The following is a 14,326-nucleotide window of genomic DNA, read 5'->3' as shown; positions in this document are numbered from 1 at the left end:
ACTCAGGGGATACTCAGGCGGCGGCCGCAAGGTTGCGAAGCACGTATTGGAGAATGCCGCCGTGGCGGAAATATTCCAGTTCGTCGGCCGTATCGATGCGGCAGATCACCGGAACATGCGTCACGCGTCCCTTGTCGGACGTGATGACGGCTTCCATCGTCTGGCGCGGCTTGAGGCTTTCGCCCAAGCCCACGATCGACACCGTCTCGTCGCCCTTGAGGTTCAGGGTCTGCCACGACATGCCCTCTTCGAACGTCAGGGGCAGAATGCCCATACCGACGAGGTTCGAGCGATGGATGCGCTCGAAGCTCTGCGCGATGACGGCCCGGATGCCGAGCAGCTTGGTGCCCTTTGCGGCCCAATCGCGCGACGAGCCGGTGCCATATTCCTTGCCGGCAAACACGACCAGCGGCACGCCCTCCTGCTTATACAGCATGGCCGCGTCGTAGATCGGCAGTTCCTCGCCTGACGGGTAGTGACGGGTCACGCCGCCTTCGACGCCGGGGACCATCTGGTTTTTGATGCGGATATTGGCAAAGGTGCCGCGCATCATCACTTCGTGGTTGCCGCGGCGGGTGCCGTATTGATTGAAATCCTGCGGGCGGACCTGATGCTCCATCAGGTAGCGGCCCGCGGGGGACGCGGCTTTGATCGAGCCGGCGGGCGAGATGTGGTCGGTCGTGATCGAATCGAGGAACAGGCCCAGCACCCGCGCGTCCTTGATGTCCGCGATGGCAGCGGGCGTCTTGGTCAAGCCGTCGAAATAGGGCGGGTTCCGCACGTAGGTCGAGGCCATGCTCCAATGGTAGGTCTCGCTGACCGCGACCTCGATGCCCTTCCAGTGATCGTCGCCCTCGAAGACGTTGCTGTAGCGATCCGCGAAGGTCGCCTTGGTGACCGACGCCTTTCGCATATCGGAGACTTCTTCCTGGGTCGGCCAGATGTCGCGCAGGTAGACGGGGCCGTTGTGGCCCATGCCGAGCGGCTCGTTGACGAGGTCGACGTGGAGCGACCCTGCGAGCGCATAGGCCACGACAAGCGGGGGTGACGCGAGATAGTTGGCCTTCACGTCCGCGTTGACCCGACCCTCGAAGTTCCGGTTGCCCGAGATGACGGCCGACGCGACCACGTCATGGTCGTTGATGGTCTTCGAAATATCCGTTGGCAGCGGGCCGGAATTGCCGATGCAGGTCATGCAGCCGTATCCGGTCACGTTGAAGCCGAGCGCATCGAGATCCTGCTGAAGTCCCGTTTTGGCGAGATATTCGCCGACCACCTGCGAGCCGGGCGACAGCGAGGTCTTGACCCACGGCTTGGTTTTGAGACCGGCCGCAACCGCCTTCCGGGCCAGCAATCCCGCCCCGATCATCACGTTCGGGTTGGAGGTGTTGGTGCAGGAGGTGATCGCCGCGATCACGACGTCACCGTGGCCGAGATCGAAGGCGGCATTCTCGACCGAGAACCGCGCATCGGTGTCGTCGACCTTATATTCCTTCAGCAAGGAATTGTTGAAGCTCGCCTTTGCGGTTTCCAGCGTCACCCGATCCTGCGGGCGCTTCGGTCCTGCCAGCGAGGGCACGACGTCGCTGAGATCGAGCTCGATCGTCTCGGTGAACAGCGGATCGGGCAGCGATGAATCGCGCACCATGCCCTGCGCTTCGGCATAGGCCTTGACGAGCGCGACACGCGCATCGGTCCGGTTGGTGGCCTCGAGAAAGGTGATGGTTTCGGCATCGATCGGGAAGAAGCCGCAGGTCGCACCATATTCAGGCGCCATGTTGCCGATGGTGGCACGGTCGGCGAGCGACAGGCTGTCGAGACCGGAGCCGTAGAATTCAACGAATTTATTGACGACCCCGAGCTTCCGCAGCATCTGCGTCACCGTCAGCACCAGATCGGTCGCGGTGCGGCCTTCCTTCAGACGATTGGTCAGTTTGAAACCGACGACCTGCGGCAGCAGCATCGACAGCGGCTGACCCAGCATGACGGCTTCGGCCTCGATGCCGCCGACGCCCCAGCCGAGCACCGCCAGTCCATTGACCATCGTCGTATGCGAGTCGGTGCCGACCAGCGTATCCGGATAAGCGATCTGAACGGTTTCGCCGTCGATCGTCTCCGGGCGGCTCCAGACCGTCTGCGACAGATATTCGAGATTGACCTGGTGGCAGATGCCGGTGCCTGGCGGCACGACACGGAAATTCGAGAAGGCTTGCTGGCCCCAGCGCAGGAAGCGATAGCGCTCGCCGTTACGCTCATATTCGATATTGACGTTGTCGCTCAACGCCTGCGGCGTGCCGAACTCGTCGACGATGACCGAATGGTCGATGACGAGATCGACCGGGACCAGGGGGTTGATCTTGTTGACGTCGCCGCCGAGCCCGAGCATCGCGTCGCGCATGGCCGCGAGATCGACCACAGCCGGAACGCCGGTGAAATCCTGCATCAGCACCCGGGCCGGACGGAACGCGATTTCGCGCTCCTCCTTGCCACGCTTATCGAGCCACTGGGCCACTTGTTCGATGTCGGCTTTCGTGACCGATCGGCCATCCTCGAAGCGGAGCAGGTTCTCGAGCAGCACCTTCATCGAGAAGGGAAGTTGCGACACGCCGGCGAGGCCGTTCTTCTCCGCCTCGGGAATGGAGAAATAAACGTATCTCTCGCCGCCGACGTCGAGCGTCCTGCGGCATTTGAAGCTGTCGAGCGAGGCCATAGCTTTTCCCTGATCGTGATGGGACGGGGGCGTGTTGTTGTAGATAGTTCTAAAGTTGCGGGGTACACGGAGCAAGGCTGCCTGCCAAGCATCAATGAGGTCCCGCCTGGATACGACCCGCCCTTCGCTGGCCCATCTTCTGGTCGACGACCTGACGATTGCCCGGGGCGGCCGCACTGTGTTGCAGGGCGTGTCGTTCAGCATCGCTCCGCGTGAAGCCGTGCAGGTGACCGGCCCGAACGGGGCCGGCAAATCCACGCTGCTGCGGGCGATCTGCGGGTTTCTGCCTTGGGTCTCGGGCGCGGTGCGATGGACAGGACCCGAGGGCGCCGACCGGGCAGATGCGCCGACGCTTGCCGAAAGCGTGCATTATGTCGGCCATGCCGATGGGCTGAAGACGGCACTGACGGCGCGCGAAAATATCGAGATCGCGGCGGCCTTGAGCGGCGGCGTCACAACCTCGCCCGATCTCGCGCTGACGCGCCTCGATCTACCCCACGTCATCGACATCCCGGTCGGTTATTTATCGGCCGGGCAGCGGCGGCGGGTGGCGCTTGCACGGCTTCTGACGAGCCACCGCCCACTGTGGCTGCTCGACGAGCCGGCGACCGCGCTCGATCGCGCCGCGCAAGCCATGCTGGCCGAGATCATGACGGATCATCTGACCAGCGGCGGCTTGATCCTCGCGTCCACTCATGCGCCGCTCGACTTGCCGGGGCTGCGCGACCTGTGGCTCGAGCCGTGATGCGGATCGATCATCAGAAGAAAGGAATTTCGCAAGTGATCTCGGACGTGATCCGGTGATCCGCGCGCTCCTGGCGCTGTTCCGGCGCGATCTCGCCTTGGCGCGCCGCATCGGCGGCGGCGGCCTGATGGGCGTCGTCTTCTTTCTCAGTCTCGTCACCATCGTGCCGTTCGCGATCGGCCCAGACCTGAACCTCCTGTCGCGCATCGGCCCCGCCGTGCTCTGGATCGCGGCGCTTCTGTCTGGGCTGCTCGGGCTCGACCGACTGTTCCAAGCCGACGACGAAGACGGCTCGCTCGACCTGTTGCGGCTGAGCCCTGTTCCGCTCGAACTCGTGGTGCTGACCAAATGCTTCGCCCACTGGTGCGCCACCGGCCTGCCACTGGTGATCGTGGCACCTTTGTTCGGCTTGATGTTGGCTCTCGATGGTCCGGCGCTATGGGGTGTCACGCTCAGTCTCTTGGTCGGTACCCCCGCGCTGACGTTCCTGGGCGCGATTGGTGCGGCCCTCACGGTCAGTCTCCGTCGCGGTGGGCTGCTGCTCTCGATCTTGGTGATCCCGCTCGCGGTGCCGGTGCTGATCTTCGGGGTATCGACCGCGCAGGCCGCGAGTGGCGGCACCGTCCCGTTCCTCACGCCGTTCCTCATCCTCTGCGGCCTCAGCCTCGGGGCTTTGGCGCTTGCGCCATTTGCGGCCGCAGCGGCGCTTCGCGGCGCGGGGGAGTGAGGCACTGCGACGACCGGCGCCACCCAATTGGTTCATCCGACCGCAAGTCGTCGCTGGTAGGACGCGGCAGCTTGGCCTAAATTAGCGCCGTGTCGATCGTCACCACCTACGCCAACCCCACGAATTTCCTCCGGCTGACCGGCCGGCTGCTGCCGTGGCTCGCGAGCGTCGCGGCGCTCGCCCTGGCGGTCGGCCTGTATCTCGCGCTGTTCGTCGCACCCGCCGACTATCAGCAGGGCGAGACGGTGCGGATCATGTATATCCACGTGCCGGCCGCCTGGGTGTCGCTGTTGGCCTATCTGGTCATGACGGCCGCGGCCTTGGCGACGCTGGTCTGGCGGCATCCGCTGGCCGAAGCGGCCCAGAAGGCGGCCGCACCGCTTGGCGCAGCCTTTACGTTCATCTGCCTGGTCACCGGCTCGCTTTGGGGCAAGCCGATGTGGGGCACCTATTGGGTGTGGGATGCGCGGCTGACGTCCGAACTCGTGCTGTTGTTGATCTATCTCGGCCTCGTGGCGCTGTGGCAGACAATCGAGGAGCCGGGCCGTGCGGCGCGCGCCGCTTCGATCATGACGTTGGTCGGCTTCATCAACATTCCAATCGTCAAATTCTCGGTCGACTGGTGGAACACCTTGCACCAGCCGGCCTCGGTGTTCCGCATGGGCGGTCCGACGATCGCGGCCTCGATGCTGTGGCCGCTCCTCGTCATGGCGGTGGGCTATACGGCGCTCTTCGCGACCCTGCATCTGATGGCGACCCGCAACGAGGTGCTGCGCCGCCGCGTGCGACGGCTCACCATGCTGGTCGCTGCGGGGGCGCAGCCGAGCGTTGCTCGCATGCGGCCCTTAAGAGTGTCGCCCTGATGGATCAGCCGGTCGATATGCACGTCGGTTTCATCGTCGCGGCCTTCGTGATCACCGGCCTCGTGCTGAGCGGTACTCTCGCGGCCGTGCTGCTCGATTACCGTGCCCAGCTGCGCGCCCTGGCGCGGCTCGGCCGCCCCGCCGGCAAGGACCTCGACGCATGACCGAGACGCCGCTCTCCGGGCCATCTGACATCGAGCGACCGCGGCGGCGCTTTCTCGTCACGCTTCCGCTGGTCGCCTTCGTGGCCCTGGCGGGCCTGTTCATGGTGCGGCTCGGCGCGGGCGATCCGTCTCGAATTCCCTCGGCCCTGATCGGGCGTCCCGCGCCCGTCTTTGCGTTGGCGCCGTTACCAGGGCTCGAAACGCGCGGCCCCGGCGGCTTGACGGATGCAGAGCTCCGTCAGGGTCGTGTGACGATTGTGAATGTCTTCGCCTCGTGGTGCGCCGAATGTCACGATGAGCACGACGCCCTGATGGCGCTGTCGCGCGATCCGGCGCTGGTCGAGGCCGGTGTCACCATGGCTGGCATCGTCTACAAGGACGATCCTGAAAATGCCCGCCGCTACCTCGGCCAAAAGGGCAATCCGTTCGCACGGGTCGGGACCGACCCGGCCGGCCGAACCGGCATTGATTTCGGCGTCTATGGCGTGCCCGAGACATTCGTGATCAAGGGTGACGGCACGATCGTCTATAAGCTTGTGGGCGGCGTCACGGACGCGACACGCCCAGCCCTGCTCGAGGCGATCCGCAAGGCTGCGAGCTGACCGTTCCCGGCGTTTCCCGATCAACAGGTATGGTGCGCTTTGTCCTCGATTCACTCACGATCCGGTCCCGGCACGATCTCGACGTCGCTCGCGGCCATCGCGCCCGTCGTCACCGCGTTTCTGCTCGGCAATCTCGCGACCTTCCCGAATTTGCCGTGGTACGAGACGCTGACCAAGCCCGCGTTCAACCCACCGAACTGGTTGTTCGGCCCGGCTTGGACGCTGCTCTACATTTTGATGGCGGTCGCGTTTTTCCGGATCCTGCGGCTGCCGCCCGCAACGCGGGGGCGCAGCGCGGCCGTGCTCTCGTTCCTGGTTCAGATCACGCTCAACGCCGCCTGGTCCTGGGCCTTCTTCGCCGGCCACAACCCAAGCGTCGGTCTGATCGTGGTGGTGGCCCTTGTGGTCGCGGTTGCGGTCACGATGGTGTTGTTCTTCAGGCTGGATCGGATCGCGGGGCTGTGCTTCGTGCCCTATCTCGCCTGGGTGTCGTTTGCGACGGCGCTGAACGGCGCGATCCTGACGCTCAACGGCTAAGTGTCGACAACGCCGATGTAGGGAAGTTGCCGATATTGGTGCGCGACATCCATGCCGTAGCCGACCACAAAAATGTCGGGACATTGAAAGCCGACGAAATCGGCCTCGAATGTCACGGCGCGTTTGCCCGGCTTCTCCAGCATCACTCCGGTGAAGACGCGGGCGGCACCGCGCTCGATCAGCAGGGCCTTGGCATGAGCCAATGTGCGGCCGGATTCGAGAATGTCGTCCACCAGCAGAATATCGCGACCGGATACAGGCGCATCGATATCTTTCACCACCTTGACGAGGCCCGACGACACGGTCGCATCGGCGTAGCTCGACAGGTGGATGAACTCGACCTCCGGCGCCATCCCCTTGCGGTGCATGGCGCGGATCAGGTCGGCCGCGAACATGAACGAGCCTTTGAGCACGGCAATGACCAGGAGATCCTGCACGCCAACGGCCGCGATCTCGTCCGCCATCGCCTCGGTGCGATTCGCGATGGCGGTCTCGTCATACAAGACCGTGATGGATCGTCGGTTCATGGTGTGCCTTCGTCAATCCACCCTTAGAAGCCAACCCATCCGGCCTGACAAGCCAAGGGGCGCATGCCAAAGCCAGGCGAGCATCGCTCAGGGGACGAGCCCCTCGGCGAAGCTGACACGGAAACCCTTGTCGCCGCCAGGTCGGGAGATGAGCGTGTGTGGGGCCGGTGCGGCCGTGCCGAACGAGATCCGGATGGCACCTTTGTGGATCAGCGGCACACCGATGGCCGCCACCACCGAGCCGATGCCGAACAGGCCGATCGCGATGGCGCCCAACGTGGTCCGGACTGTGGCGCCCGTCGACATCTGGCCCGGCTGGGGCCGGAGCCGCGCCCGCGCCGTGTTGAAGTCGATCGGCCGATCGGCCCTGTCGTTGCTCGGTGCGGACGGTTGCGGCGGCGCGGGAATCCAGCCGCATTGAACGAATGGATCGGAACTCGTCGGCTCACCGACGACATTCTGCGGCTCCGGCCGCGCCGGCCGAGCGGGCTCGTCGCCAGGCCGCACCAGCCACACGTCACGGCAATCGCCGCACCGCACGAGTTGTCCCGCTGCCGTGATATTGTCTGCATCGATATCGTAATGGATGGCGCAGGTTGGGCAGATGATCCGCATGGGGCGTCCGAATGCTAAAAGTTGGCTGCGGCCTTGAAAAGAATCGGTGCGCCGCGCGCCGATGTCGCCATTGAGGCCGCTTATGGTTAAGGCGGATTTAATCCGTCGCGGGCTAATGAGAGATGTCCGGGCCGAATGCGATGACGCCCGAACGGTCGTCCAAGAGTGGGATGCGGGCTAGGGTTCATGGGGCGACTGATCGTTTCCGGAGTGTTCAAGGATCGACCATGGTGCGTTTTGAAAATGTCGGTTTGCGGTACGGAATGGGCTCAGAGATCCTCAAAGATCTCACCTTTTCGATCGAGCCGCATTCGTTCCAATTCCTCACCGGCCCATCGGGAGCCGGCAAGACAACCCTGCTGCGCCTGATCCTGCTCTCGCTTAAACCGACGCGCGGCCTCATCACGGTCTTCGGGCGTGACGCCGCCTCGCTGGCCAAGGATGAAATCACCGGGTTGCGCCGCAAGATCGGTGTGGTGTTCCAGGACTTCAGGTTGCTGGAGCATCTCACGACCTACGAGAACGTCGCCCTGCCGCTTCGGGTCAAAGGACGCGAGGAAGCGACGTATCGGTCCGAAGTGGTCGAATTGCTGCGTTGGGTCGGTCTTGGCGAGCGCATGCATGTGCTGCCGCAGATCCTCTCGGGCGGCGAGAAGCAGCGTGCCGCCATCGCGCGTGCCCTCATCATGCGGCCGGAGTTGCTGCTTGCCGACGAGCCGACCGGGAATGTGGATCCCTCTCTGGCGCGGCGGCTGCTGCGGCTGTTCATGGAGTTGCACAAGTCGGGCACTTCGGTCGTGATCGCGACGCATGATCTCGCCTTGATGGACCAGTTCGAGGCGGCGCGCCGACTGGTCCTCGGCGACCGTCGCCTGCATGTTTACGAATGAGGAAGCCAGCATGGCTTTGGTGAAACGCCCCTCCCGCGACGATGCTTCGGGTGCCGCGCAAACACCGGGTCGCTCGACGCCGGGCGAACTCGCGCTTCGCAAGGACATGCCGCTGGTGCCGATCAGCTCGATCGCCGGTCGGGCGCTCGTCACCGTGATCGCCATCATGACGTTCCTCGGTTCGCTGACGGCCGGCAGCGCCATTCTGATTGCCGGGGCGTCGCGGGACTGGAGCCAGTCGGTCTCGCGCGAGATGACGATCCAGGTCCGCCCGATGGCGGGGCATGACATCGATGCCGAAGTCGCCAAGGCGGCCGCGATCGCGCGTGCGACGCCGGGCGTCGCGGACGCGACCGTATTCGACAAGACGGAAGCGGAGCGTCTGCTCGAACCCTGGCTCGGGCAAGGCCTCGACATGGCGGAATTGCCGATTCCGCGCCTCATCGTCATCCGGTTGCGTGACGAGGGTGGCGCCGATCTTGCGGCCTTCCGCAAGGCCTTGACCGATGCCGTGTCGGGCGTGAGCCTCGACGATCATCACCTCTGGCTGGCGCGTCTCGCCACCATGGCCAACACGGTCGTCGTGGTGGCGGTCTTGATCTTTTTGTTGGTGCTGGCCGCCATGGGTCTGGCGGTCGCCTTCGCGACGCGCGGCGCCATGTCCGGCAATCAGGAGATTGTCGGCGTGCTGCATTTTGTCGGCGCCGAGGATCGCTTCATCGCGCGCGAGTTTCAGAAGCATTTTCTCCGGCTAGGCCTGAAAGGCGGCCTTATCGGTGGCGGTCTCGCCTGCCTGATGTTCGTGGCGGCGGGTCTCGTTCAGAGCTGGATGGTGGCGACGCCCGGCGGTGACCAGCTCGAAGCCCTGTTCGGCTCCTTCACGCTCGGGCTAAAGGGCTATCTCGCAATCCTGGCGATCGCGGTCGGCATTGCATTTGCGACCGGAATCACGTCTCGCACCATCGTGTTCCGCCACTTGCAGGCACTCGAATGACTGCGGCATCCAAGGTCACGATGTCGCCTCTCCGATGGAGCGCAACCCCGAGGACGATGCGACCGTGACGGCCGAACGCGACAGTCCCGCTCGCCTGAGCCGACGCCACTCGCGACCCTCGCTGCTCCGCATGCTGAGCCGGCTGATCCTGTTGCTTTGCCTTTGTGCGACAGGCGGTCTCGTGGCCGGCTTTTTCTTGTTTGTGCAGACGCTCGACCGCAGCGAGCCCGAGCCCATCCACCACGCCGAGGGCGTCGTGGCGCTGACGGGCGGTGCGGACCGTATCACCGACGCACTCGAATTACTGGCGAACGGCAATGCCGATCGTCTCCTGATCAGCGGCGTCAACCCAAATACATCCGGCCCCGCCATCGCGCGGCTGGCCCCTGAAACACGCCGGCTCTTCGATTGCTGCGTCGAACTCGGTTACGCGGCGGAGAACACGGTCGGCAATGCGCTCGAAACCCGGCGCTGGGTGCGAACCCACAACATTCGATCCTTGATCGTTGTGACGTCCAATTATCACATGCCGCGTGCCCTCGCCGAAATCGGTCATGTCGTGCCGGGCGTCGAGCTTCTTGCCTTTCCGGTCGTGACCGAACGCGCAAAGGCTGGAGATTGGTGGGTGAATGGCCAACGATTCAGGCTCGTTCTGGCCGAATACCTCAAATATGTCCTGGCTTTAGCAAGGCTCCATTTTGCCGATGCGGGGGAGGCCGGCCCTCGCGCGACTTCGCCGTCCCGGACGCTGGTCGGCGCGGAAACCAGAAAGGCCAACGCGCTCTAGCCTTTTGGCCGTCGATTTGGGACAAGCCATCATGCTGATCCTGCGCTCTCTCGTCTTCAACGTCGCGTTTTACATCGCGCTCGTGCTCATCATGCTGGTGCTGCTCCCCACCATCCTGTTCGGTCCGGACAAAGTGAAGGCGGCGGCCCGCATCTGGGGTCATGCCTCCTTGTGGCTGCTGCGCGTCATTTGCGGCACCAAGGTCGAATTCCGGGGACTGGAGCATATCCCGGAAGGGGGGTGCATCATCGCCCCGAAACATCAGTCGGTCTGGGAGGTCTTCGCGCTCATCACGGTGTTCAAGGACTTCACCTATGTGTTGAAGCGCGAACTCACGTGGCTGCCGCTCTTCGGCTGGTACATCGCCTGCGGCCGCCAGATCGCCATCGATCGATCGAAGGGGAGGGCCGCATTGTCCCAGGTGGCCCGCAAAGCGCGTGACATCATCGGCGAGAACCGGCAGTTGTTCATCTTCCCTGAGGGAACGCGGAAAGCGCCTGGTGCGCCGCCGGACTATAAATTCGGTGCCGCTTACGTCTACAACGACCTCAAAGTGCCATGTCTTCCGGTGGCACTCGACTCCGGCTTGTTCTGGCCGCGGCGCAGCTTCTTGCGACGACCCGGCACGATCGTCGTGGAAATTCTGCCGGTCATCGAGCCGGGTCTGTCCGTCTCGGCCTTCCTTCGCACGCTGGAGGATCGCATCGAGACTGCGACCAATCGCCTGATGGCCGAGGCGATCGAAAAGGATCCTCGCTTGGCCGAAGGCCTCTATCGCGCGCCGGTGCCGGCTGTCGATCCGGCTTGAGGCGAGGCGGCGGGTCTGAAACCATTTGGCCGGCACGGCCATCCTTGGACGGCCGTGCCTGTTATCCGTGTCGCTTACCAGCGATGCCAGCGCCGATGCCAGCCATAGTGATGGTAGCCGCCATATCCCCAGGGCCGATGCCATCCATAAGGATGGCCGTAGAACGGGCGCGGACCATAAAATGGGCGCGGGCCATAATAGCCGTAGTTTGGCCGCCAGAAGCAGCGATAGGGGCCGCAGACCCAACGGGTCTCCTGCACGCCGGACACTTGGCCGGAATGCGCGACCACGGCAGGATTGAGATCGACCATCGGCATCGCTGATGCGCCGATGGTCTGGGTCGCCAGACCGCCAAGCGCGAGCGTCGCTAAAACAGCACCTTTCGATAATTTGAACATCATCGTCTCCTTGAAGCGCCCCATGCATCGCAAGCTACGGGACGCGCCATGAATTGCGGCTGAACGCCTTTAAATGAGGCCTTTGCCACGGCTCCTAACTAACGCTTCGCGGCGCCATTGGTTGTCGTCGCGCGGGATTGCGGCCCGGCCCATCCGGCCCGATAGTGGCGTCAACACGACAAAGTAACGAGGGAGTAGGTCGATCACCCAGGACGCGGCGTCCGCCTTTTCGGACCGGTTGGGCCACGAGACGCCCCAGACGTCGTCGCCATATCGTTTCAGCCTGATGCCGATGCCCTGGCGGCGGAAGCGCCATGGGACACCCCTCGACGGAAAACCGTTGCCCAAGGCGCTGTTCGGCCTCGCCTGGCGATTGAGCGCCGGCGATCAGGTTTGGCTCTGCCTGCTGTCGATCAGCGTGGCGCTTCTCGATACGGCACCGATCGAGGTGCAGCGCCGAATGATCAACCACGCCATCAAAGAGAGCGGCATGCGCTCGATCATCATGCTGGCTCTGACCTATGCGGGACTTGTCCTGGCCCAGGGTCTGACCAAGCTGCTGTCGAACATCTATCGCAGTTGGGTGTCCGAACATGGCGTGCGGGTGCTGCGCTCCTACATCAACGATGGCGTCGATCCCGCTCCAGGCAACGAGACCGATGCCTCGACCCGAGAGGGAACGCAGATCTCGATGATCGTGGCCGAAAGCGAGCCGATCGGCGCCTTCGTCGGCGAGAGCCTGTCGGAGCCTTTGCTGCAGGCCGGCATCATGGTCAGCGTCGTCAGTTACCTCGTCTACCTGCAACCGGTGATCGCCCTGGTGCTTTTGGGCGTCTACGGTCCGCAGGTGGTGTTCGTTCCGCTCATTCAGCGCGCCATCAACCGGCGGGCACAGGCGCGAATCGCGACCTTGCGTGAGGCCAGCGCGGGCGTGCTCAGCGAGAACGGGACGGCAGGAAGCACCGACAAGCAGGAGGGCCGGTTCGAGCGCGTCTTCGAGCTGAACATGGGTGTCTATAAGCTGAAGTATTCGATGAATTTCCTCATGAATCTATGCCATCAGCTCGGCATAGCCGTGATACTCGGTGTTGGCGGTTGGTTCGTCGTGATCGGCAAGACTGAGGTTGGGACTGTGGTGGCGTTCATCTCCGGGCTCCATACCGTCAAGGATCCTTGGGACGATCTGGCGACCTGGTTCCAGACCATGATGGTGACGCGTGCGCGGTATGACCTGATGGTCAAAACCGTCGAGGGTCGCATCAGCGGATCGGGCGCCGTAGCGCCTGAGGATTGAGCCCGAAAAGGGTCGCCGGGCGGGTGAGTTGCGACGGTGCCGTCGCAAGGTGAACACGTCGTGGAGGAGCGCGGATAGAGGGCTGTTTCATGAATTCCTTCGGAACATGTCCATGAGTCTCTTTGATCTGCCCGCTTGGATTACCGATTCGGTCACGAATACGATCCGGTCATCTTTGAAGCGGCGTGAAACATGCATAGTTCGGCCCACCTCACGCGAATGCGGCACGGCGCAGGTCGGGGTGGAGACACGCCGATGATCGACGCGTGGGGAGGCGCCAACCGCGACAAAGCCGTCGTGATGGGAATCGTCAACGTGACGCCGGATAGTTTTTCGGACGGCGGTCGCTTCGTGCCGGTCGAGGACGCCGTCGCACATGCTCAAAAGCTTGTGGCCGATGGGGCCGGGATCATCGATATTGGCGGTGAATCCACCCGTCCCGGGTTCGTTCCAGTGTCGGCCGAGGAGGAGACGTCGCGGGTCGTGCCGGTTCTCGACGCCTTGGCCGGGTCGATCGCCATCCCGATCTCGATCGACACCAGCAAGGCGGTTGTGGCCCGCCAAGCTCTGGTGCGCGGCGCAAGCATCGTCAACGATATCTGGGGGTTGCAGGGCGACCCGGCAATGGCCGGCACGGTTGCGGAATTTGGCGCAACCGTCGTGATCATGCATAATCGGGCCAGCAAGGACGGCGCAATCGATATCGTCGATGACATGCGCCGCTTTTTCGAAACCTCGCTCGCGGTTGCGGCCTGGGCCGGCATCTCCCCCGCCAAGACGATCCTCGATCCCGGCATCGGTTTCGGCAAGACACCTGCCCAGCAATTGCAAGCGCTCGCCGCGATCCCGCAATTGCGAGCCCTCGGCTTTCCGATCCTGGTCGGCTTGTCGCGCAAGAGTTTTCTCGGGCGCCTGACCAAGGCCCCGGTCGCCGGGCGGCTCACCGAAACGATTGCGGCGAATTTGGCGGCCTGCAGCCTTGGCGCCTCCCTGTTTCGGGTCCATGACGTTGCCGAACATGTGGCCGCACTCGCGGTCTTCGCCGCTATTTGTCCGCCAAGCGAGGCCGCCGCTTGGCCGCCCGCTCGATCGGACCCGTCATGAGCGACACCGCAGTCGAGGTCGCCTTGGGGTTTGGCAGCAACGTCGGCGACAAGGCTCGCTTCATCGCCGAGGCTGCGGCCCGACTGACGTCAAGCGGCTTGATTCACGATCTTGAGCTGTCGCCGCTCTATCGGACGGCACCCTGGGGCTATGTCGATCAAGACTGGTTCGTGAATGCCTGTGCGGTTGGCACGACGACCCTTACGCCGGCGGCTCTGCTCGAGCGCGTCAAGGCTCTCGAAGTCGACATCGGCCGCACCTCGACCTTGCGGTGGGGCCCGCGTGTCATCGACATCGATATCCTTTATTACGGAGAGGTCGAGATCGCGACACCCGAGCTGATCGTCCCGCATCGGGAGCTTCTCAATCGCGCATTCGTTCTCGTGCCGCTGGCGGCGATCCGCCCCGACAGACGGATCGGCGGCGTCGCGCTCGTTGATGCCATCGCGCGTTTGGGGGACCAGGGGGTCGTCGCGCTCGCGCCGGACGGACCATATCGCGATCCGGCTTGACGACACATCGCCTCATTCCTACCTCAAACTCACGCGGCCGGCAGTTCCG

General features: G+C 63.9%; 17 protein-coding genes. 13 read left to right on the top strand and 4 right to left on the bottom strand.

Annotation, left to right across the window (positions count from 1 at the left end; genetic code table 11):
* Window positions 1–13: 13 nt before the first annotated feature.
* Complete coding sequence (gene acnA / locus LGH83_RS12315; RefSeq protein ID WP_227398920.1) at window positions 14–2,710, bottom strand: aconitate hydratase AcnA; 2,697 nt, start codon at window positions 2,708–2,710, stop codon at window positions 14–16.
* Window positions 2,711–2,804: 94 nt separating this feature from the next.
* On the opposite strand from acnA, the gene ccmA reads away from it, so the two are divergent.
* From ccmA to LGH83_RS12285, 6 genes are all read left to right on the top strand, one after another.
* Window positions 2,805–3,455 (top strand): heme ABC exporter ATP-binding protein CcmA, encoded by a 651-nt coding sequence (ccmA, locus tag LGH83_RS12310; RefSeq protein WP_227398919.1) that lies wholly within the window; start codon window positions 2,805–2,807, stop codon window positions 3,453–3,455.
* A 55-nt stretch (window positions 3,456–3,510) separates the two neighbouring features.
* Window positions 3,511–4,182, top strand: coding sequence for a heme exporter protein CcmB (ccmB, locus tag LGH83_RS12305; RefSeq protein WP_227398918.1), 672 nt, complete (start codon window positions 3,511–3,513; stop codon window positions 4,180–4,182).
* 89 nt (window positions 4,183–4,271) lie between these two features.
* Complete coding sequence (locus LGH83_RS12300; protein WP_227398917.1) at window positions 4,272–5,045, top strand: heme ABC transporter permease; 774 nt, start codon at window positions 4,272–4,274, stop codon at window positions 5,043–5,045.
* On the top strand, window positions 5,045–5,209 hold the full coding sequence (gene ccmD, locus LGH83_RS12295; protein ID WP_170314070.1) for a heme exporter protein CcmD: 165 nt from the start codon (window positions 5,045–5,047) through the stop codon (window positions 5,207–5,209). The genes LGH83_RS12300 and ccmD overlap by 1 nt, the downstream gene beginning before the upstream one ends.
* The gene (locus tag LGH83_RS12290; RefSeq protein ID WP_227398916.1) at window positions 5,206–5,811 is read left to right on the top strand and encodes a DsbE family thiol:disulfide interchange protein; all 606 of its coding nucleotides are present in this window, start codon (window positions 5,206–5,208) and stop codon (window positions 5,809–5,811) included. The genes ccmD and LGH83_RS12290 overlap by 4 nt, the downstream gene beginning before the upstream one ends.
* 39 nt (window positions 5,812–5,850) lie before the next feature.
* Window positions 5,851–6,348 carry a TspO/MBR family protein gene (locus LGH83_RS12285; RefSeq protein ID WP_227398915.1) on the top strand — a complete coding sequence of 166 codons (498 nt, stop codon included), beginning with the start codon at window positions 5,851–5,853 and terminating at the stop codon, window positions 6,346–6,348.
* Here LGH83_RS12285 and hpt read toward each other — a convergent pair.
* Window positions 6,345–6,875, bottom strand: coding sequence for a hypoxanthine phosphoribosyltransferase (gene hpt / locus LGH83_RS12280; protein ID WP_227398914.1), 531 nt, complete (start codon window positions 6,873–6,875; stop codon window positions 6,345–6,347). The genes LGH83_RS12285 and hpt overlap by 4 nt on opposite strands.
* Window positions 6,876–6,962: 87 nt before the next feature.
* Window positions 6,963–7,490 carry a zinc-ribbon domain-containing protein gene (locus LGH83_RS12275; RefSeq protein WP_227398913.1) on the bottom strand — a complete coding sequence of 176 codons (528 nt, stop codon included), beginning with the start codon at window positions 7,488–7,490 and terminating at the stop codon, window positions 6,963–6,965.
* Window positions 7,491–7,717: 227 nt separating this feature from the next.
* On the opposite strand from LGH83_RS12275, the gene ftsE reads away from it, so the two are divergent.
* From ftsE to LGH83_RS12255, 4 genes are read left to right on the top strand one after another with little or no spacing between them, the layout of a single operon-like run.
* The gene (gene ftsE / locus LGH83_RS12270; protein ID WP_131114153.1) at window positions 7,718–8,380 is read left to right on the top strand and encodes a cell division ATP-binding protein FtsE; all 663 of its coding nucleotides are present in this window, start codon (window positions 7,718–7,720) and stop codon (window positions 8,378–8,380) included.
* 10 nt (window positions 8,381–8,390) lie between these two features.
* Entirely contained in the window at window positions 8,391–9,374 is a 984-nt protein-coding gene (locus LGH83_RS12265) for a cell division protein FtsX (RefSeq protein WP_227398912.1), read from the top strand.
* Window positions 9,375–9,408: 34 nt separating this feature from the next.
* A complete protein-coding gene (locus LGH83_RS12260) occupies window positions 9,409–10,161 on the top strand; it encodes a YdcF family protein (protein WP_227398911.1) in 753 nt (250 codons plus the stop codon).
* Window positions 10,162–10,192: 31 nt separating this feature from the next.
* Complete coding sequence (locus LGH83_RS12255) at window positions 10,193–10,969, top strand: lysophospholipid acyltransferase family protein (protein WP_227398910.1); 777 nt, start codon at window positions 10,193–10,195, stop codon at window positions 10,967–10,969.
* 74 nt (window positions 10,970–11,043) lie between these two features.
* On the opposite strand, the gene LGH83_RS12250 is transcribed toward LGH83_RS12255, so the two are convergent.
* Window positions 11,044–11,367 (bottom strand): hypothetical protein, encoded by a 324-nt coding sequence (locus tag LGH83_RS12250; protein ID WP_319799544.1) that lies wholly within the window; start codon window positions 11,365–11,367, stop codon window positions 11,044–11,046.
* 286 nt (window positions 11,368–11,653) lie between these two features.
* Here LGH83_RS12250 and LGH83_RS12245 point away from each other — a divergent pair, with 286 nt between their 5' ends.
* The 3 genes from LGH83_RS12245 to folK all read left to right on the top strand — a co-directional run bounded on the left by LGH83_RS12245 (window position 11,654) and on the right by folK (window position 14,277).
* Window positions 11,654–12,661 carry an ABC transporter transmembrane domain-containing protein gene (locus LGH83_RS12245; protein ID WP_227398908.1) on the top strand — a complete coding sequence of 336 codons (1,008 nt, stop codon included), beginning with the start codon at window positions 11,654–11,656 and terminating at the stop codon, window positions 12,659–12,661.
* A gap of 255 nt (window positions 12,662–12,916) precedes the next feature.
* Window positions 12,917–13,765 carry a dihydropteroate synthase gene (gene folP / locus LGH83_RS12240; RefSeq protein WP_227398907.1) on the top strand — a complete coding sequence of 283 codons (849 nt, stop codon included), beginning with the start codon at window positions 12,917–12,919 and terminating at the stop codon, window positions 13,763–13,765.
* Window positions 13,762–14,277, top strand: a complete 516-nt coding sequence (gene folK, locus LGH83_RS12235) for a 2-amino-4-hydroxy-6-hydroxymethyldihydropteridine diphosphokinase (RefSeq protein WP_227398906.1) — start codon at window positions 13,762–13,764, stop codon at window positions 14,275–14,277. Before folP ends, folK begins: the two co-directional genes overlap by 4 nt.
* The last annotated feature ends 49 nt before the right edge of the window (window positions 14,278–14,326 follow it).

The organism is Lichenihabitans sp. PAMC28606 (genome assembly GCF_020616535.1).
In the GTDB taxonomy this organism is placed as follows: domain Bacteria; phylum Pseudomonadota; class Alphaproteobacteria; order Rhizobiales; family Beijerinckiaceae; genus Lichenihabitans; species Lichenihabitans psoromatis.
Note: the sequence above shows the minus strand (reverse complement) of the source record. Positions and strands in the feature narration are given on the sequence as shown.